This window comes from Lacinutrix himadriensis (genome assembly GCF_001418105.1).
GTDB lineage: Bacteria > Bacteroidota > Bacteroidia > Flavobacteriales > Flavobacteriaceae > Oceanihabitans > Oceanihabitans himadriense.
In genome coordinates, this window is record NZ_LIQI01000032.1 from 165,050 (window position 1) to 184,614 (window position 19,565).

At 30.2% G+C, this 19,565-nt stretch carries 17 protein-coding genes and 1 tRNA gene; 5 read left to right on the plus strand and 13 right to left on the minus strand.

Going from position 1 to position 19,565, the window contains the following annotated elements:
• The first annotated feature begins 48 nt into the window (after window positions 1–48).
• On the plus strand, window positions 49–1,023 hold the full coding sequence (locus tag AMD28_RS17935; RefSeq protein ID WP_055445514.1) for a hypothetical protein: 975 nt from the start codon (window positions 49–51) through the stop codon (window positions 1,021–1,023).
• Window positions 1,024–1,172: 149 nt separating this feature from the next.
• Here the strand turns inward: AMD28_RS17935 and AMD28_RS17940 are convergent, their stop codons facing one another.
• Window positions 1,173–2,117: a calcium/sodium antiporter gene (locus tag AMD28_RS17940; protein ID WP_055445515.1), complete on the minus strand. Its 945-nt coding sequence runs from the start codon at window positions 2,115–2,117 to the stop codon at window positions 1,173–1,175.
• A 162-nt stretch (window positions 2,118–2,279) separates the two neighbouring features.
• On the opposite strand from AMD28_RS17940, the gene AMD28_RS17945 reads away from it, so the two are divergent.
• Together AMD28_RS17945 and AMD28_RS17950 are read left to right on the plus strand one after the other, a co-directional pair.
• The gene (locus AMD28_RS17945) at window positions 2,280–2,639 is read left to right on the plus strand and encodes a BlaI/MecI/CopY family transcriptional regulator (RefSeq protein ID WP_055445516.1); all 360 of its coding nucleotides are present in this window, start codon (window positions 2,280–2,282) and stop codon (window positions 2,637–2,639) included.
• A gap of 2 nt (window positions 2,640–2,641) precedes the next feature.
• Window positions 2,642–4,561, plus strand: coding sequence for a M56 family metallopeptidase (locus AMD28_RS17950; RefSeq protein ID WP_055445517.1), 1,920 nt, complete (start codon window positions 2,642–2,644; stop codon window positions 4,559–4,561).
• A gap of 84 nt (window positions 4,562–4,645) precedes the next feature.
• Here the strand turns inward: AMD28_RS17950 and AMD28_RS17955 are convergent, their stop codons facing one another.
• Window positions 4,646–6,613: an endonuclease gene (locus AMD28_RS17955; RefSeq protein WP_055445518.1), complete on the minus strand. Its 1,968-nt coding sequence runs from the start codon at window positions 6,611–6,613 to the stop codon at window positions 4,646–4,648.
• 613 nt (window positions 6,614–7,226) lie between these two features.
• On the opposite strand from AMD28_RS17955, the gene AMD28_RS17960 reads away from it, so the two are divergent.
• The gene (locus AMD28_RS17960; protein ID WP_055445519.1) at window positions 7,227–7,379 is read left to right on the plus strand and encodes a hypothetical protein; all 153 of its coding nucleotides are present in this window, start codon (window positions 7,227–7,229) and stop codon (window positions 7,377–7,379) included.
• Between the two features lie 210 nt (window positions 7,380–7,589).
• Window positions 7,590–7,663: transfer RNA gene (locus AMD28_RS17965), tRNA-Arg, on the plus strand.
• 133 nt (window positions 7,664–7,796) lie between these two features.
• Here the strand turns inward: AMD28_RS17965 and AMD28_RS17970 are convergent.
• From AMD28_RS17970 to AMD28_RS18020, 11 genes are all read right to left on the minus strand, one after another.
• Window positions 7,797–8,084 carry a helix-turn-helix domain-containing protein gene (locus AMD28_RS17970; protein ID WP_161804652.1) on the minus strand — a complete coding sequence of 96 codons (288 nt, stop codon included), beginning with the start codon at window positions 8,082–8,084 and terminating at the stop codon, window positions 7,797–7,799.
• A gap of 111 nt (window positions 8,085–8,195) precedes the next feature.
• Entirely contained in the window at window positions 8,196–8,522 is a 327-nt protein-coding gene (locus tag AMD28_RS17975; protein ID WP_152975648.1) for a hypothetical protein, read from the minus strand.
• Window positions 8,523–8,539: 17 nt separating this feature from the next.
• Complete coding sequence (locus AMD28_RS17980) at window positions 8,540–9,745, minus strand: hypothetical protein (protein ID WP_055445522.1); 1,206 nt, start codon at window positions 9,743–9,745, stop codon at window positions 8,540–8,542.
• Window positions 9,746–10,008: 263 nt separating this feature from the next.
• Window positions 10,009–10,569: a hypothetical protein gene (locus AMD28_RS17985; protein ID WP_055445523.1), complete on the minus strand. Its 561-nt coding sequence runs from the start codon at window positions 10,567–10,569 to the stop codon at window positions 10,009–10,011.
• Between the two features lie 131 nt (window positions 10,570–10,700).
• Window positions 10,701–11,324: a hypothetical protein gene (locus AMD28_RS17990; protein ID WP_055445524.1), complete on the minus strand. Its 624-nt coding sequence runs from the start codon at window positions 11,322–11,324 to the stop codon at window positions 10,701–10,703.
• A 9-nt stretch (window positions 11,325–11,333) separates the two neighbouring features.
• Window positions 11,334–11,750: a protein-export chaperone SecB gene (locus AMD28_RS17995; RefSeq protein WP_055445525.1), complete on the minus strand. Its 417-nt coding sequence runs from the start codon at window positions 11,748–11,750 to the stop codon at window positions 11,334–11,336.
• Window positions 11,707–12,030, minus strand: a complete 324-nt coding sequence (locus tag AMD28_RS18000) for a hypothetical protein (protein ID WP_055445526.1) — start codon at window positions 12,028–12,030, stop codon at window positions 11,707–11,709. Before AMD28_RS18000 ends, AMD28_RS17995 begins: the two co-directional genes overlap by 44 nt.
• Window positions 12,031–12,400: 370 nt before the next feature.
• On the minus strand, window positions 12,401–15,541 hold the full coding sequence (locus AMD28_RS18005; protein WP_055445527.1) for a type I restriction endonuclease subunit R: 3,141 nt from the start codon (window positions 15,539–15,541) through the stop codon (window positions 12,401–12,403).
• Window positions 15,528–16,751: an AAA family ATPase gene (locus AMD28_RS18010; RefSeq protein WP_055445528.1), complete on the minus strand. Its 1,224-nt coding sequence runs from the start codon at window positions 16,749–16,751 to the stop codon at window positions 15,528–15,530. The genes AMD28_RS18005 and AMD28_RS18010 overlap by 14 nt, the downstream gene beginning before the upstream one ends.
• Before the next feature lies 1 nt (window position 16,752).
• Entirely contained in the window at window positions 16,753–17,901 is a 1,149-nt protein-coding gene (locus tag AMD28_RS18015; RefSeq protein WP_055445529.1) for a restriction endonuclease subunit S, read from the minus strand.
• Window positions 17,898–19,451, minus strand: a complete 1,554-nt coding sequence (locus tag AMD28_RS18020) for a type I restriction-modification system subunit M (protein ID WP_055445530.1) — start codon at window positions 19,449–19,451, stop codon at window positions 17,898–17,900. Before AMD28_RS18020 ends, AMD28_RS18015 begins: the two co-directional genes overlap by 4 nt.
• Window positions 19,452–19,565 lie beyond the last annotated feature (114 nt).

The window sequence follows — 19,565 nt, forward strand, 5'->3', positions numbered from 1 at the left end:
GAAAACGGACTTATATTGTTTTAACCGTTGTAACACATTTAACGAAAAATGAGCAATAAAGATGTATTAAAAGACTTTCCTTCATTGGAAAATTCGTTAAAAGCTATAAAAAAATTAAATAAATCTGAATTTCCTTTTTATGATAAAGAGAAATACCCGAAAAAAGAAGATTATATAAACGAAGTTTATTCAATAATTCAAAAAGAGTTCTTAATTTCACCTCCAAATTTATTACTATCTACGAAATGTAAAGATTTTAACTTTAACTTATTTAGAGTTAGAGAATATTCAACATTTACTGATATAGATATGTTTTCTGAATATTCATATCCACCAATAAATCTTACCAAAATGGGAAGATGTAATTTCCCTGAAAAACCTGTTTTTTATTGCTCTAATAATCCAATCACTTCACTTTTTGAAACAATTCGAGATGACGACTTTAAAAATAAAATGTATTGTATTTCTAAATGGAACGTGAATAATACTGAAGAAATATTACTTTTTGAAAATTATTTAAGATCAGAATTACCACCTGATAATGAATTTAAAATTTTCAAAGAACTCTTGGATGAAAAAATAGAAGAAACTTTTAAAGGAGAATTATCTCAAAATAAAAAGAAAGGATTAATTAAATATCTAGAATTTATTGACACCAAATTTATTGAGGATAATGACTATTCAGTTTCATCTTCTATTGCTTACAAATCCTTATTTCCTATACATAATATGGGAACTGACATACTAATGTATCCAAGTAAACAAACAATGCAGAAAGGAGTTAATATGGCTATCAATCCTAATTTTGTTGATAATCATATGAACGCTAATAGGTTTTATATAATTAAAGTAAATAAAAGAGAACAAAATAATGTATTGTTTGAAATCAGTTTTATTAATTATGGTATTGTAAATAATCGAAAAATAATGTGGAGTAAAATAAAAGATAATGACTTGACTTTTGAGAATATTATAATTGAAGATTTTGGCCAATCATTTTATAAAACAATTACAAAAAAATAAAAACGTGTTACAACACCTAGTATATTTCATTGATGTCTTTTAGCCTACTTACGAAAATCCTTGTGACTTTTCTATTCGGTTTATATTTGCTAAACCGCATGCTTAAACACGCAACTAATCAAACACAAACACTCCAAACCAACCTCTCCCTAACTCCCTCTAAACACTAAGACGATAAAAATACCGTAAAGCATAACTAAACCAAATCCTTTTATTTTGTTTATTTCGTGTCTTTTTGGAAGCAATGCTAAAACTAGAACTAGAGAAGCAAAGATTAGCATCCAAAAGATATCGCGAGATAGTATTAAAGACTCTGTTACTGGAATGGTTTTAATCATAGAAGTTAAACCAAGTACCGAACCAATATTAAAAATATTAGAACCAATTAAGTTTCCTAAAGAGATTGCTTTTTCTTGTTTCGCTGCTGCAATTACAGAAGCTGCTAATTCTGGAACACTGGTTCCAATTGCAATCATAGTAACACCAATTACTGCTTCACTAACTCCAAGTTGTGTTGCAATTTCTGTAGCTCCTTTTACCAACCACTCACTACCAAAATATAAAGCCAAAGCACCTATAAGTAACCAAATAATCATTTTAAAATTGGAAACGGTTGCTAAAGCATCATCTACTTCTTCGGAAACTTCCGCGTTTTTCTGACTTCTAATTAAAAAGATTACAAATACAATTAAAGCTGTAAAAAGGATTGCACCTTCTATTGCTGTTAGTTGGTTATCATTCCAAAGAAAATAATATAACGCAATAGAGAACAACATCATTACTGGCCAGTTTACCTTATAAAAAGACTTATCGACACCTATAGAACCAACTATTGCCGTAATACCTAGCACCAAACCAATATTTGCGATATTAGAACCTACCACATTATTTATTGCAATTGCTGGAGAGCCAGACAGCGCTGCGTTTAAACTCACTAGTAATTCTGGAGCTGAAGTCGCAAAAGACACCACAGTCATACCAATAACTATCTTAGATATGTTTAATTTAAAAGATAAAGCAACCGAAGCACGAACTAGAAACTCACCTCCTATTACTAACAAAACAAAGCCTAAAATCAAAAAAGCAATACTCATAATTATTTTTTTTTACGAAGATAGTATTTCTTCTAAATGAAAAAACAAAACTTAAAATTTAGTTGAAAAACTATATTTATAGTTGTATAACTACATAAATAGTTATACATTTAATAAAAATTAATTAGATCCCCATTTTATGGGAACAAAAATATGTTTTCGATGCAGAAACTAACCAACAAAGAAGAAGAGATTATGCACATTTTATGGAAGCTTGAAAAGGCTTTTGTAAAAGATGTTTTAAAAGAAATAACGGACGACAAACCGCATTACAATACACTTTCTACTATTATTAGAAATCTGGAAGAGAAAGGTTATGTTAGTTATACTGCCTACGGAAAAACGCATCAATACTTTCCTATAATAACCAAAGAAGCGTATAAAAAGAAGTTTATGAACACTGCCATAGACAATTACTTTAATAGCTCTTATAAAAATGTAGTTTCCTTTTTTGCTAAAGAAGAGAAAATAAGTGTTGCAGAACTGAAGGAGATTATTTCCATAATTGAACAAAAAAAATAAGCATGGAATATTTAATAAAAGCATCTGTCATTACTGCGCTATTCTATTTATGCTACAAATTGTTTTTGCAACGGGAAACTTTTTTTGAAAGCAACCGATGGTTTTTATTCATAGGTGTATTAGTGACTGTTGGTTTGCCTTTATTAGTGATTCCTATTTATATAGAAGCTTCGCAACACGCCTTCGATATTTCGGCATTTACAGAAACCGGAGGAAGCATTACAACCGTAACAGATTCAGATTACACTTTTAACATTTTAAGTAGTATGTACTTACTTGGTGTCAGTTTCTTTTTGATAAAGTTGGTTTTAGAATGCACTTCTTTGTTTCGTTTATTAAAGAATAAAAAGACGGAAGCCATTAATGGTTTTCAAATTATAGAAACGGAAGCTGCCACTTCGCCATTTTCGTTTTTCAATTTCATTGTTTACAATGCAAAACAATTTAGTGCTACCGAATTAACACATATCATTAATCACGAAAAAGTACATGCCAAGCATTTGCATTCTATAGATATTATTTTAATACAATTAGCGACGGTTATATTTTGGTTTAATCCGTTTATCTGGTTTTACAAAAAAGAAATGCAGCAAAACCTGGAGTTTATTGCAGACAAAAATGCACAGCGTATCTCTTCTTGTAAAAAAAGCTATGCATATGTTCTACTTAAAACGACTGTTTCTAATCCGCAATTAAAACTGACAAATAATTTTTACACTTCATTAATCAAAAAACGAATCGTTATGTTACACAAATCAAAATCCAACAAATTAAACCTATTAAAATATGCTTTTATATTGCCGTTATTAGCGTTGTTTTTAATGAGTTTTAATACGAAAGAAGTGTACTTGAATGGAAATGCTTTTCATTCCACACAAACTACTGAAGCTATTGAAACGGTGCTAATTAATAAGGATTTCACAGATGCTGCATTAGACAAAATAACCTCCGAATTTAAAAGTAAAGACGTAACTCTTGATTTTAAAAGCATCAAAAGAAATAACAACAATGAAATCATAGCTATTAAGATTGAAGCAAGTTCTAAAAAGACAAAAACCAAGTTTAGTTCTAATTCGAATAACGCCATTAAACCTATTAAAATCACGTATAATAGCGAAGACTATAGTATTTCTATTAGCACTATAGAAGACGAAGAAATATTTATTACGGAAGATGGCAAGACTAAAATTGTAAAATCTGGTTCTGGAAGTAACGTTATTATTTTAACGGAAGAAGAAAAAAATGCCAACCACAATATGGAAGTTATTGTTGAAGATGAAAACAACAAAGACCACAAAGTAATTGTACAAAGAAAAGCTACTATTATAGATTTAAATACGGATGCTTCAGAAAACAAAGAAAAAGTACTTTTTATAACGAAAGATAAAGATGGAAATATAATAACTGAAGATATTAAACAAGGAAAAGAAAGTAAAACTTGGGTTGTTGAAGAAGGTGCTGCTAATGATATAAAAATTATTACTCAGGATAAAGACGGAAATATCATAAAAGACGGAAAAAATTTTAAAAACAAAAAAAAGGTATATTCATTTACAAGCAATAAATCACTTAGTCCAAACTCCAAACACATGATAATTCAAACAAAAGAGAAAAATGGAAACATAATTAGCGAAGATATTATTATTGAAGGAGACAAGGAAACTATTTGGCATACTGACAATAACGAAGAACAAGATGTGAAATTTATAAAATCTAATATTGGAAATTCTTTATTTATTTCTACAGACGCAGAAAATAGCCCTTTAATATTTATAGATGATAAAGAATCTACAAGGGAAGAACTGGAAAATCTAGACCCAAATAACATTGCAAGCATGAATGTTATTAAAGGTGAAAAGCACACACGAAAATATGGCGAAAAAGCTAAAAACGGTGTGATACAGGTGACCACCAAAAAATAATATTTTAGTTAAAACCAAGCATAAAAAAAATCGCAAACGTTCTGTTTGCGATTTTTTTTTAATGTGATACTTTTTATTGGATCACTATTTTCTTGATCGTTGCTTACCTTCCGAAGTAATTTTAAACAAATACATACCGCTAGAAAGGCTGGTATTTAAAACGGAATTACCGGTAATCGTATAGTTTTCTAATTTTCGTCCTTCCACAGAGAAAACTTCCACTGTAGCTTTATTTAAAAGTCCGTTAATATAAACGACATCTTTTGCAGGATTAGGATATACTTGCACCTGGAGTTCATTCGCTTCTGCAATACTCAATCCTTGATCCCAAATTACATCTGGAGCTACTTGATCTCCCCAAATGTATTCTACTAAATCTGGTTGATCAATAAATGGATTTCTATTAAACTGCCAGGTATAGACTATATTGTTTCTGTTCATTTCATAATCATCTGGTGGATCATTTCTATGCCATTCTAGTAAGGTTGCTAAATCACCAAGTGTTCCGTCGTTTGCATCCTCATCAACTGGATAGCCATTAACAAGTTCTAACCCATTATATCTAACTGCCATATAAAAAACACTTCTAGCCACGTCACCGTAAAAACTTCCCGCGGTATTATCCGGTCCATTATATCCACCTAAAAGTGGGTCTCCATAATTTTTATTGTTACGGGAGCTATTTTCTGGTCCATCTGCCGCTCTTAATGCGTGCGCATCTGAATAACCATGACGAAGGGAGTCTGCTGTTGTGTTCCAATATATTTCCTTTCCGTCTGCAATATCATCTCCATCTCTAGATCCAAAAGTACCACGAGATTGTGGGTAGGTATGTTCTCTATTCCACAAACCTGTACTACTACCTCCTGTATGATTATCTAACTTAGATCTACCTTGTTCTGTATACAACAACCAAACTTCGTTACTATGTTCTGGGTTTTGATCTGCTTCTCTTAAAATATCAATTACATCTGTATACGTTTGAGCTCTTACCACACCTTCTTCAGCAATAATATCTTGTAATGCTTGACGTAATTCTTCATCTTGCAAACCATGTAAGCTATCATAATATCCTGCAGGTTGTGTGCTGGTAACGTTTCTTAAAAATGGATCAAATTGATTGGAAGGTGTTCCAAAATTAGCCATGGTATAATCATCATCAACAGCTCTTAGTTCTAAAAAGTTATTGTTTGCAATGTATGGCCAATCTAAACTAGCAAACTTCACTATTGGTTCTTCATCACCTTCATCTAAAGTATCGTTTATAATAGTTATCGTTGTTGTTACCGTATTAGATCCATTAGGAATAGTTACGGCTGTATCTCCTGTAAAATCGGTAGCATTAAACCCGTAATTATTTAATGTAAAACTAAAAGTCAAATTTTCAGTTACGTTTTCTTCCGTAGAAAAAACAATATCAAACGTGTCTCCTTCATTATATATGGTTTGACTTGTATACATGCTAATTGCAGTAACAGCTATACCTACTCCATCATTAACCGCTCTTGGCGTTGGTGTTGTAGATATATACGAACCATCTTGAAGAAGTTGTATGGAGTTTGTATTGTTACCTGACCCTTCATTTATTTGTTCTGTAACTCCTAAGGCAGCCATTAGTTCTGTATCATCCGAATCGGAAGTATCATAAACCAAAGCATCTATTAGATTGGTTTGTGTAACAGGTGTTTCATCTGGAAAATCGGAATCATTTCCTAAATAAATAGCAACTGCATCTGCTCCATTTTGAATGGTGTTTATTGAAATAAGTAATTGCGGAAAAGGTTCCACTGTAGTACTACCGATTAAAAACAAACCGTTTGGGTCTGTTTGATAACCATCTAGATCTAAAGCAAAATAGCTATCATCTCCATTACCATTAAATAAAACTAATACATAACCATCTAGTGGAAAATTGGGTGTATCTGACTTAAGTTCTATAAACTCTTTGTCGTCTGTACTTGGTGTGTCGCAATCGACTTCATTGATAACAATTTGACTGAAGGAAAATTGATATATGACTAAACATATCAATAAGATGTAATACTTTTTCATTAGGCGGGAATTTTTTGTAAAAGTACGTATCCAATTGGGTTTAAGTAGATTTTAGCCTCAGGAAATGCATAACTTTAACACTTATAGAAAAAAATCTACACAGAATAAAGATGCCCTTTTAAGTCGTAAGAAATAATAAAAAAAGATGAAAACGGATAAATACCATTTGTTTTGATAATAGAAAGCCTTCAGTTTACAAAATGCAACTAAAAAGCCTCTTCAAAAATTACAATTACATACTAAAAAAAATAATTTAATTACATATTATAACACAATTCAAGAAAACAAGATTACAATTAATAACACAAACCTTATTTTTAGTTATAATACCATACGCAACTTCATTGTTTTTGATTAAAACATTTGGAACATGCTTTTAAAAACATATATATTGAAAAAACATTAGAAAAACGAAACGCTTTATTAACCAATAACCCTTAAATTATGATGACACTTGTAACCACTTTAATTGAACTTATTATTTCTATGCTGTAGCAAATAACCAAGTAAAACTTAGTCTAGAATAAGTTTTACTCTTTTATAAAAAAGGAATATTTGGCTACGTCTATTTAAAGCAATAATTTTGTCCTATAGGAATACATCCTTTTTAACAATGAAAAAGAAAGCGTTTAAAATATTAGCAAAGCTTAATAAAACCATATTACCTAGTTTCACGAAACAGCGATTGGACTTAAGCAAAGCCTCAAAACTACAAATGGCTATTTTTGGTTGGAAACTTTATGTGACCAAAAACGCTTTAGATTAATTACACTTTTTCAGCTTCCTATTAAAAAAACTTAAAAGACCTCACAACTTATACGCTTTCAAGCAATTGAATTTGTACGCTTTCTCTTTAAATGTCATATAAACTCCGACTTTTATCTGTGTATAATATTACTCGTAAAAAAAATTAAATAAAAATTTAAGTTTGCTTTGTGTTTCTATTAAAAAGAAATATATTTGCACCCACAAAAAAGGCCTCGTGGCGCAACTGAATAGCGCACTTGATTACGGCTCAAGAGGTTGCTGGTTTGAATCCAGCCGAGGTCACTACTGATAATAAAGCTTCCAAGAGATTGGGAGCTTTTTTGTTTTCATCATTTGCAGAAAATTTGCAGAATTATCAAGAATTAATAATGTTGCTATTCATGTTCTTTATAGCTCCCCGACTATTAAACCAATATCATTTTAGTTGATTCTTCTTTAAAATGGCTATTATTTCTTGCTTGTTGTAATATCTCCTACTACCAATACCATAGCTTTTTAATTTACCCTTATTAGACCAATTCCAAAGTGTTGACAAATCTACTTTTAAAAAATCTGCTGTTTCTTGTCTTGTTAGATACACATCGCTTTCATTAGTATACAAATCATCTAAATAGTGTTTTATTTTGATTAATAATTTGTCTGCTACTTTGTCTGCTAATTCATCTACCGTAATTTCTTGAATTTGTATTGTCTTTGTTATCATTTGATCATACATATTAAGTTATTTTAAAATGAAAGTTAATGAAATAATACAAAGACATACAGTAAGGAATACTTGGACTTAAAAATGGTTTACCACAAAGAAAAACTTATGTCAAAACCACCAATTATCATTTCCTGTATGTACTATTCTACAACCAAGAGAATACCAAGAACAACTAACCGAATTACCACCACTACCACCACCGTTGTTTCCACCACTTCCGCCTCCTGAACCATCAAAGCCACAAGTTGTTTCAAACTCTGAGCACATTGCTGCATCATATTGTTCCTGCATAGAAAACCTTTTTCCTATGTCCATTTCTTTACCTAATTGACAAGACATTTGAGCACAAGCAGTTGCAGCTTGATTTCGTTGACATGTTTTATTCATTTTATTCCCCGCATTCACACATTGAAAACTAATATCATCGTCAGCCATTTGTTTTTTAGTCACTGTTACGTCTGATGAATTGTTAGAGCCATCAGTAGCTTTTTAACTTCATTAACCTGTGAATTTCCAGAAAATTGGTCTAAAACACCTTTTACTGGCTTCACCTCTGATACTCTTACTTTAAACTCAACTGGCTTGTTTGACTTATTAATTACATTTAATCTTCTTATAAATCCTGAACTACCTGGATCTCGAACATTATCCCACTCATAGGTTAGTCTACCATTTTCTGTAAGTGGATATAGGCTAGTTAAATAAAAAGCATGTTTATTTGTTCGCTCAAAGTGAAAACCATGTTGACTATTTGCTTTTACTGTACTAGTTTTATTGAGCTTTTCTGATTTTAGTAAACCCGTTTTTTTAAATCCTATGTTTGCTGCAGTTTCTGCATCTATTTTTATAACTTTAATTTCAAACTCACCAATAAAATTAGATTTATTGATAACATTTAGCCTTCTTATAAATCCTGATGAACCAGGATCTTTAACATTATCCCATTCAAACATTAATCTAGCATTAGTGCGTGTAGGATAAATACTTACTAAATAATACGCATGCTTATCTGTTCTTTCAAAATGAAAACCAAGCGTTCCTCTTGCAGCGACAGAACTTGATTCATTTAACACCTCTGTATGTTCGAATTCTTTAATCGATAGCTTTTTTATATTTAACTTAAACGCTACCGAAAAATCTGACTTATTAATTACCGCTAACCTCCTATGAACAAACGGAGATTCGCTAGTCCTTATTACATCAGTTTGATAAGTTACTCTTCCTCCTTCCGTTAATGGAAAAACACTAACAAGTTGAAATTGATGTAGATCGTTATTATTATATTCAACTTTATGTACATGAGCGGAATTCGCCTCAACAGAAAAAACATCGATTTTTTCACCCAAAAAGTGACTAGCATATTCCATAGATGTCGTCGGATTTAAAATATCTACTTGACAATATGAAAATTGAACAGCAAATAGCATAAATAGCAATCTTGCAAAAAAAACAATCCTAAAATCGTTCTTAGTATTAAAATAAAGTGTTTTATTTTTTAATAGGTTTGTTCCTATAACTTTCGCACAAGTCATTTTAGAAAAAACCATCATTATTTTACATTTTAGGCTTTCTTCTTGATATGTGTATTTACAATAACCACTGAACACATCAGCTAATGCTAAAGTGTTATTGGTCAACTCGAGTTTTGAATTTGACATAATGTTTAAATAAAGAGTTAAATTATATAATGAAATTTACCTTAAAGGTATCCTACAAGATACAAATTTTATTCAACTACTTAATAACCAAGTATTTAATCAGGATTAGGGTGTTTTTAAATTCAACATTTTAAAGAACACAAAGAAAGAGATGTTTTTTAATACTTCTATAAAACAATAAACCAAAGCGACCAGATATAATCTCGTATTCCAAATGGATAAAAATCATCCTATTTAGAACTTAAGAATAAAATATAAAGTCTTTATTGTTCTTTTTTCCAATCAATAATATTTTTCTTAACTAACACAATAGGTAGTTGTAAAAGAAGAACTATAAAAATGTTTGGGAATATAGCTTTTATTAAGCACTCAAATAAAGCAACTGGAGGAACTGTAAAAAATGTAACAAGAAAGTTAGTACTCTCTATTGAATAATTAAATCCGCTTGAAACTCCTGTTTGCCAGAAAATAAATTTTCTAATATCAAAATCCAATTCACTTGGCAAATAATCATACAACACATTGTCAAAACCATAATATTCAGGATTAACAAAATCAAATAAAGTATAATACCTACTTACAATGAATAATGGTAGTAGGCAAACAACAAAATACAATAAAAACTTTTCAGTGCTATTTTTCAATGATTTACAAATCACATAGGTCAGTATCAGCACTAGAATTAGCCAAATATTTATTCCAGTAAAATCTGCATTATCATTTGGGGAATTAAAAACTATTGTAAACAGTAATTGAATTATAAAACAAACCAATAATAAGTTTATAATATTGAATAAGTATAGTTTTAAAGTAGGTTTAACCATTATATCATTTTGTTATTTTTAACACCTAAACTAATCTTGAATAAGACTAGTTAGCCGCTAATCAAATAATTATGCAGTAAAAGACAGAGGATTTTGAGGTGCGAAAAAACTGGGTTTTGGATTATGGGGAATTATATTAAATAATCATCAATACGATAATCTTCACAATATTCAAATGGGAAAACAACTTTATAATCTTTACGCCCTAATGAATCGTGTTTGAACAAACAAACCTGCACTGGATGAGTAAGGTCAAAATAAGCTTTAAATCTTTGCTTTTTAGCGTCACGCTGAAAATTAGGTGTCTCAAATTTCAATCTTTGTAAATTCATATTTCTTACCGCTGTTTGAGATATAGAATCTATACCTAATATTCTAATTCCCTCGTAATTAAAATCACTGTATTCACCTTTTATAAATTCTATAACTTGAGCGACGGTTGTATCTTTTTCTAATAAATCTTTATCATCCATTTTAGTCAACCAATAAAGGAAATTCTCTTGGCCTGGACCTGTATGTAAATCCCAACATTTTGACAAATCAGTACAAACACTTTTAAATATAACATAATTACCTTCTCCATATCTTTGTTGCCCCCACCACTTAGCGACATCTATATGATGATACCAATAATAAAAACCTTTACCTAACCAAGTATTATCCCATTTGCAATCATAAGGACCTTCCATCTCATTGTCCAAATAATTACCTTGATCTTCTAGAGTCTGATATAAAATAAATTGTGTTTCAGGCATTCTAAAATATTATCTCTGAGTTGTATTTTGTTGTAAAGGATTACTTAATGAAGTTAAATTCATTGTTGGTAATATAATAGGCTTTAAATTTGCTTGAATCGTAAGACTTGAAATGAAAGAGCGTAAATAAGGAAATACTATTGCTATACAATTTGGATAAAAATAGTTAGGTATAGATTCTAAATTAATTACGTCATCCGAAAACTTAAAATCTGCCTGCATTTCGCAATAAACAAAATGTTCGTTATGAGATTCTTGTTTATTAAAAGCATAAAAATTAAAACTCAATGTGAAGGTTTTATCATTAACAGAATAAACACCACTTGGATCAAGCTTTATTGAAATATCTTCACCTTTAATATTATCTGAATTAAAACTAAAATTAACAACTTTGTAGTTGATAAATTTGAAACTTGCTTGATTCATTATTTTTATTTATTATATTTTTAATAGGATAAAGGTATAAAAAAAGTCCGAATGTAATTTCGGACTCTGTAATATCTATCTTTTGGATAAAACCAATATCATCTGAATTTGGTTCTTTAAATACGAATGTATTTTCATAATGAAAATCCCAAACATTTAACAATTCGCTAACTGTAACGGAATTTTTATTTTCTGAATACTTATCGTATTTTTCCCATTTACTTTTTAAGACATCTTTTGAATAAGACTCAAAAAATTTGTCTATACTCTTCTTATCCATTTTCTTTAGTTATAACTCCATTAAAACATTACAATAATCTTGCCATATTACAAGAATTATATTTTATAAGGTTTAAATTAGAGTATGCAAAATAACCATTTTAAAACGAATTGACAAAGAAAAACAGTTATTATTATCTTAAAAAAAGTTAAGTTAAATTGCTTTAGGATCACTTATTAAGAGCTCCGAAACACGTGTTTTCAAGACTATATTAAGTACTTTGCCTCTATTTGACTTAATTCCCAAATAACTATATCGACTCTGTTTGCTTTACTGTAAAAGGCATCAATTTAAATGGTTTCTCATTTAAAATACTAATAGATTCTTTTGATTTTAAGTTATATAAATGCATAAAATTTATTTATTACTATTATAATTCGTAACTAATATTTTTAAACTTCTCTACAAACGCAACAATCTTTTGAAAAACACTTTGTTTTTTAGTGTGATATTGAGGGTTTAAAGGACTCAATTTAGGCAAAATAGAATTTAGTTCCATACCGTTTTCACTTGCATACTCACGCTTTAAAGACGCTAAAATATAACGTTTTGCTGCTTCTTCATTTAAGTTCTCTTCCTTTATTAATACTGATGCTTCTTTTTTCTGTTTTACTTTTGCATACGCATAAAAATCATCTATAATAGTCGCTTTTTCTTTTATACTATCTAAATCTGTTTCATTGATAAAGTCGATTACTAAAGTTTCTTTAGCTCTATTACCTAAACTTGCACGAATTACACGTCTTATTTCTTCTACTAAATCTTCTTTACTCTTTGTTTTCTTATTACTATCAAATATTAACTCTAAAATATAGTCTAAGTTTATTTCCTGCGATTTTAATAAATCCACTTCAAATACTACATCATCCCAATCAATATCTGATTCTTCTGCTTCATTTCCTTTTTTCTCTCTTCTTAACCAATCTCGAATATCATTATAAGTAGAGCGATAGTCTTGTATTGTTCTTTCTGCAGGTACTTCAATACTTTGCATACTCGCAATATCATCGTCCGTTAAAAAGTTTACTTCTTTAAATTCTTCTATTGCTTCTTCATTTGTTTTATCAATGCTTTGCAATTCTTTTAAATGATTAAACTCATCATAATTTTGCAATATGTTTTCTACTCGTAAGTATTCACCAAACAGTTTAGAAAATTCTTTTTTATCCTTTTCTGTTTCTATTTCATCAGGATTTGGGAATTTTTCTTTTAATTCTTCTACCACTTCAATATACCCTCTACGTGCATTACCTGTTGCAATATCCGTAAAGCCCTCTAAGTATTCTTTATAGCTTTTCTCTAATACTACATTTTTAGTACTGCTATCTCCAAATAGTGTAATAGCATCAATGGTTGCTTGCTCTAAATTTCTAAAGGTTACAATGTTTCCAAAAGTCTTAGTGGCATCGTAAATACGATTGGTACGCGAAAAGGCTTGCATTAAACCATGATAGCGTAAATTTTTATCTACAAATAAGGTATTTAAAGTAGGAGCATCAAAACCTGTTAGAAACATACCAACAACAATTAGTAAGTCTACCTCTTTGTTTTTTACTCGTTTTGCAAGGTCACGGTAATAGTCTTGAAAGCCTTTGCTATCAATACCATAATTCATTTTAAAAGCCTTGTTATAATCATCAATAGCTTTTGATAAAAACTCTTTAGCACTTACATCCATTGCAGTAGGCTCAAAGGTTTCGTCCTCTATTTCTCCAATTGCTCCTTGCTCTTCATTTGCTGCAAAAGAAAAAATAGTTGCAATTTTTAATAGCTTATCACTATCTTTTTGAAGCTTATTTAATTCTTCATAATAACACTTTGCTGCATCTACACTACTTACTGCAAACATGGCATTAAAACCGTTATTAGTCCCTTTTATACGGTGTGTTTTTTGTCTAAAATGTTGTAAAACGTATTGCGAAATCTCTTTAATACGTACTGGATGTAATAAGGCTTTTTTGTTTTCTGCTCCCGTTAATTTTTTTAAATCTTGTTCGGATTCTATACCTTTAAATTTAGGACGTACATCGTTATAATCAACCTTAAACTTTAGTACTTTCTCATCTCTAATAGCATCTGTAATAACATAAGAATGTAATTCTGTACCAAATACGCTTTGGGTAGTCTGCGAACCAAGTGCATTACCTTTACGAATCATTTTACCATCTACAATGTCATCACCAAAAATTGGTGTTCCTGTAAAACCAAATTGATAGTATTTTTTAAACTTCTTTTTTAAGTTCTTTTGCGCTTCACCAAATTGTGAGCGATGTGCTTCATCAAAAATAAAGACGACTTGCTTTTGATAAATATCTAAGTCACTTTCACCTTTCATTAAGTTATTCAGCTTCTGAATGGTGGTAACAATAATCTTATTATCGCTTTTATCTATGTTTCTTTTTAATCCCGCTGTACTATCTGAACCGTTTACACTATCTGGCGAAAAGCGTTGGTACTCTTTCATGGTTTGAAAATCTAAATCTTTTCTATCTACCACAAAAAATACTTTATCTACAAAATCTAATTTTGTTGCTAAACGTGCTGCCTTAAAACTGGTTAACGTTTTACCAGAACCTGTAGTATGCCAAATAAAACCACCACTTTTTGTTGTTGCCCAATTTTTAGCATTAAAAGCGCTTTGTATTTTCCATAAAATTCGTTCTGTTGCTGCAATTTGATATGGACGCATTACCAGCAATACATCACTTACATCAAATACCGAATAGGTAAGTAATACGTTTAATAATGTATGTTTATCAAAAAAAGTGGAAGTAAAGTCTTTTAAATCTTTAATTAATGAATTATCAGCCTTTGCCCAATTCATTGTAAAATCGAAACTATTTTTATTACGTTGTACTGTATTTGCAAAATAACGACTGTCTGTACCATTAGAAATCACAAATATTTGTAAGTATTTAAATAATGAATTATCCGTATTAAAACTTTCTTTGGTATAGCGATGTACTTGATTAAAAGCTTCACGAATAGCTACACCACGTTTTTTAAGTTCTATTTGTACTAAAGGTAAACCGTTTACTAATATGGTAACATCGTAACGATTTGCATTTGTGCCTTTTTGCTCGAATTGAGAAATTACTTGTACTTTATTACGTACTACATTCTTTTTATCTACCAAATATATATTTTGAATATGCCCATCATCAAACACAAAATCATAGATATAATTATCGTGTAACTTTCTTGTTTTATCTACTAAGTTATCACTTGGTTTGTCTAAATATTCTTCTACAAAACGCACCCATTCTTTGTCTGTAAATTGCATATCGTTTAGACTTTGCAATTGTACACGTACATTGGTCAACATTGCTGTTGGTGTAGTTAAGCTTTTTACATACTCATAACCTTGATTTGTTAAATCTTTTACGAGTTCTCTCTCTAAATCTGCCTCTGTTTGATAGCTTGTAGGTGCTTCATTTAGTTCTGAAAACTTTTTGTATTTATCTAAAACAATAAAATTGTTAGATTCTGCTATGGTTTTATATTGCTTCATTTTCTGTTGCTATTGTTGAGGCTTCTTCTGTGGCTGATACTGATTCTACTGCTATTTCTTCTTTCCAATATTTGCTATTAACCAAATGTTCAAGCAATAACCTAACAGTTTGCTTTTCAGGATTAGATGGTTCTGAGACTGCTTCATTTGATAAGGTTGAATGACTAGTAAACTGAATTATTCTATTATAATATAATTGCCTATCCTCTGGTAGTAAGTCTGACCATTTTTTATATCCTAAAAAATTTGCAGTCTTTTCATATAAATTGCGAAGTAGCATAAAATGATATTTTTCAATACTTTCTGTTTTTATAGCTTCTTCAATTGTCTCCTTTAGATACAGATGATAAGAAAAACTTTTATTCGAATCTCCTTTTTTTTCTGCTAAATCAAAAGTACCATCCTCAAGTTTATTTAACATATAGCAAACTTTACTACCAAGCTCATTATACAAAACATTATAAAAAAGTGGATTGTGTGTAGAAATTATAAATTTTATACCATTTGACTTCTTTATCAATTCAGCTAAATTTACTGCTAATTCAATTAAATGATTTTCATCCAGCGAGCTTATTGGATCATCAATAAACACATACTCTAAATCATTAAAAATATCGGTTGCTCTATCTTGAAGTTCTGGAATATTTAAAAGCTCAACTACTTGTTCTATTAAGCTATAATATACACACCAAATAAAGTTACTTTCTTCTCCTTTAGAAATTTTAATATTATTCTCGCTTTGGTCGTCGCCACTTGCTACAGAAAAGGTTACTTCTGAATATGCTTTTATAACAATATCATCTCCATTTTTATCTTGAGTAGTATACTCTTCATTAAAAAAAGGTGTTACAGAATCACTTGTGAAATGTTGGAAATTTTTTACGATATTATTATCTAATCCTTGGTCTTTTAGAAATTTTAAAGCAAAACCTGTAAAATTATTAGGACGTATTATCAGCTTTCTTTCGGTATCTGCATCTAAATCATTATCCCAATAAAAAAGGTCTTCAGTAAAAGCATTATAATACATTACTTTAATACCTGATGTTTCTTGTTCTTCTTGTCCCTCTTCCGTAATTTTTGGGTCTATTAACAATCTAAATTTACGAGATAATCGTGTTTTACCTGTACCATTAAAGGCATAAATAAGTTGTACTTTTTTATTAGCACCTCTTAATTCTTCTGCAATTTCATCTAAAGTCTTACCCATATTATGCTTCTATATTATCGTTAGGAAAAGTTAACAGCTTTTCTCTATAATACTCGTATTGTTTTTTACGTAAGTCTATTTCTTTTGGTAAACCTTCACTAATCGAAGTTGTAAGGGTATCGAATTTATCTAAAATTGATACTATTTTTTCTTTTAATAAAAGTGGTGGGTTTGGAATTTTAATACCACTTAAATTCCGTTGATTCAGTTTGGGTTGAGCTGCCCCAGAAATATAAGGCGTTAAATCTATACTATTCAAATAATATTCTACAAATCTACGCTCAGCATAGCTATTGAATTTTAATACATGAGCGTGATTATTGACCCAATTTTTACCACTTATGCTAAATGCAATGGGTGTTTTTCTTGCTATTAAATTTGCACCATCTTCTGATATTAGTAAAAAATCTCCATCATAAATATAATCTTTAACATAATCTACAATACCTGATGCTCCATAATAAGGAATATTACCAGGTTCTCTTAAACTGCTTGCGATTGGTTTTCTCATTGAATCTAGATTTTCAGCTAGACTACCTAATATTTCAGTTTTAACCTCACTTTCATCAAAAGTTAGTAATTGCTCACGGTAATAGTAGTACTGTTTTCTACGTACTGTAAGTTCTTTAGTAAGCTCTTTATTAAGTTCTTTACTAAATTCAGTAAAGATATCTAAAATACGAACTATTTCTTTTTGGATTTTTAGTGATTTCTCTGGGTTATCTGGGCATGGGATTAGGATCTCAAGTTTTTTAATTACATCCGATTTTAAAGCAGGTATTCCTGCTCCAAATTGAAAGTTCATAAGGTTACTCTGTTTATTTTTAACAAAATAATAAACATATTTATTTTCAACTACATCTATATCAGGTTTCAAATAATAACAATGTGCATTTGCCCAAAATTTTCTTTTGATAAATTGAACAAAACCAGCCGAAGCACCTCCTTGACTTATTATGGTCGTATTTTTATCAACATTAAATTTATTTGTAAATCCAGAATAATTAGTTCCACCATTATAGGCAGGATATTCTCCTAATTCTGTAAGTTCAGTTTTATTTAATTGCTTTCCTTTTAAAACACTACAAACACTCTCTAAAGGTTTCCATTCCACTTCAACACCTTCTAACAATACATCTAACTTACTCATGCTTCTATCTCCTTTACGATGTTATCAATATCAGCACGCAGTTTATCTATCTTTTTTACAGTTGTAGCTATCTCTTTATTCAATACTTCAATATTTACTTTTTCGCGTGTATCTTTAGGTTCTACATAACTATTAACAGAAAGGTTATAATCGTTTTTCGCAATCTTAGTATTGTCAATGGTTGTGGCTACATATTCAACTTCTTCTTTAGTATCGAACATTTCCATAACTTTTGAAATGTGAGCATCCGTCATCTCATTGTTATTGGTTACTTTTTTAAAGAAATTTTCACCTGTAGCATCAATAAATTGTGTTTTAGTATCTGTTTTGTGTTTTGATAACACTAAAAGTGTAACCGCTATAGTTGTTCCGTAAAATAAATTAGGTGCTAAATTGATAATAGTTTCTACATAATTATTATCTACTAAATACTTTCTTATTTTTTGCTCTGCACCACCACGGTAAAAAATACCAGGAAAACAAACCAACGCAGCTCTACCTTTAGGAGATAAATAACTTAACGCATGTAACACAAAAGCAAAGTCTGCTTTAGATTTTGGTGCTAATACGCCTGCAGGTGCAAAACGGTCGTCGTTAATAAGTGTTGGGTCGTCACTACCTTTCCATTTTATTGAATACGGTGGATTAGAAACTATGGCATCGTAACCTCGTCTTTCATCCTTTAATTGTGGATTCATTAATGTATTACCCAATACTATATGAAACTTATCGTAGTTTACGTTATGTAAAAACATATTCATACGTGCTAAGTTATAGGTTGTATGGTTAATTTCTTGCCCATAAAAACCTTCTTCTATTATATGATTATCGAAGTGCTTTTTAGCTTGTAAGAGTAAAGAGCCAGAACCTGCTGCAGGGTCATAAATTTTATTTATTTTTTCTTGCTTGTGCATTGCTAATTGGGCAATCAATTGCGATACGTTTGTTGGTGTAAAAAATTCACCACCAGACTTTCCTGCATTGGCTGCGTATTTATGAATTAGGAACTCATAAGCATCGCCAAAGAAGTCTATCTTACTATTTTTAAAATCCCCTTCTAATTTTAAGCCATCTACACCTTTTAAAACATCTCTTAATCTGTCGTTTTTGTTTTCTACGGTATTACCTAGTCGGTTACTGGTGGTATCAAAATCTGCGAATAAGCCTTTTATATCTTCTTCTGAAGGATACCCATTTGCAGAACTTTCTATCGCTGTAAATATTGCAGCTAGGTCTGTATTTAGGTTTTCGTTATCGTTAGCATTTTCAACTACATTAACAAACAATTCACTTGGATAGATAAAGTATCCTTTTGTTTTAATAGCATCGTCTTTTATTTCAGGTGTGATTATATCATCTGATAGTTTTGCATAATTAACACTTCCATCACCAGCCTCAATGTATTCTGTGAAATTCTCACTTATAAAGCGATAGAATAATGCACCTAATACAAAGTGTTTAAAATCCCATCCGTCTACAGAGCCACGTACATCGTTGGCTATTTTCCAAATTTGATTTTGTAATTCGGCTCTTTGGTTGTTGCTTGTCATTTATTGTTTTTATGATATTTTGTTCCAGAAAAGGAACTTAATTAAACTGCTTTTACAATTTTTAAATCGTTGAGAGTTAAAGTTGTTAAAAATATAATTCTTTTTGGTGGTAAT

Bases quoted from the DNA above. Each gene is read 5' to 3' on its own strand.
- AMD28_RS17990 (WP_055445524.1), bottom strand. From the start codon at position 11,324: ATGCCTGAAACACAATTTATTTTATATCAGACTCTAGAAGATCAAGGT.
- AMD28_RS17960 (WP_055445519.1), top strand. From the start codon at position 7,227: ATGAAAAAGAAAGCGTTTAAAATATTAGCAAAGCTTAATAAAACCATA.
- AMD28_RS18015 (WP_055445529.1), bottom strand. From the start codon at position 17,901: ATGAGTAAGTTAGATGTATTGTTAGAAGGTGTTGAAGTGGAATGGAAA.
- AMD28_RS17955 (WP_055445518.1), bottom strand. From the start codon at position 6,613: ATGAAAAAGTATTACATCTTATTGATATGTTTAGTCATATATCAATTT.
- AMD28_RS18020 (WP_055445530.1), bottom strand. From the start codon at position 19,451: ATGACAAGCAACAACCAAAGAGCCGAATTACAAAATCAAATTTGGAAA.
- AMD28_RS17995 (WP_055445525.1), bottom strand. From the start codon at position 11,750: ATGAATCAAGCAAGTTTCAAATTTATCAACTACAAAGTTGTTAATTTT.
- AMD28_RS17975 (WP_152975648.1), bottom strand. From the start codon at position 8,522: ATGGCTGACGATGATATTAGTTTTCAATGTGTGAATGCGGGGAATAAA.
- AMD28_RS17980 (WP_055445522.1), bottom strand. From the start codon at position 9,745: ATGTCAAATTCAAAACTCGAGTTGACCAATAACACTTTAGCATTAGCT.
- AMD28_RS17940 (WP_055445515.1), bottom strand. From the start codon at position 2,117: ATGAGTATTGCTTTTTTGATTTTAGGCTTTGTTTTGTTAGTAATAGGA.
- AMD28_RS17935 (WP_055445514.1), top strand. From the start codon at position 49: ATGAGCAATAAAGATGTATTAAAAGACTTTCCTTCATTGGAAAATTCG.
- AMD28_RS17985 (WP_055445523.1), bottom strand. From the start codon at position 10,569: ATGGTTAAACCTACTTTAAAACTATACTTATTCAATATTATAAACTTA.
- AMD28_RS18010 (WP_055445528.1), bottom strand. From the start codon at position 16,751: ATGGGTAAGACTTTAGATGAAATTGCAGAAGAATTAAGAGGTGCTAAT.
- AMD28_RS18000 (WP_055445526.1), bottom strand. From the start codon at position 12,030: ATGGATAAGAAGAGTATAGACAAATTTTTTGAGTCTTATTCAAAAGAT.
- AMD28_RS18005 (WP_055445527.1), bottom strand. From the start codon at position 15,541: ATGAAGCAATATAAAACCATAGCAGAATCTAACAATTTTATTGTTTTA.
- AMD28_RS17950 (WP_055445517.1), top strand. From the start codon at position 2,642: ATGGAATATTTAATAAAAGCATCTGTCATTACTGCGCTATTCTATTTA.
- AMD28_RS17970 (WP_161804652.1), bottom strand. From the start codon at position 8,084: ATGATAACAAAGACAATACAAATTCAAGAAATTACGGTAGATGAATTA.
- AMD28_RS17945 (WP_055445516.1), top strand. From the start codon at position 2,280: ATGCAGAAACTAACCAACAAAGAAGAAGAGATTATGCACATTTTATGG.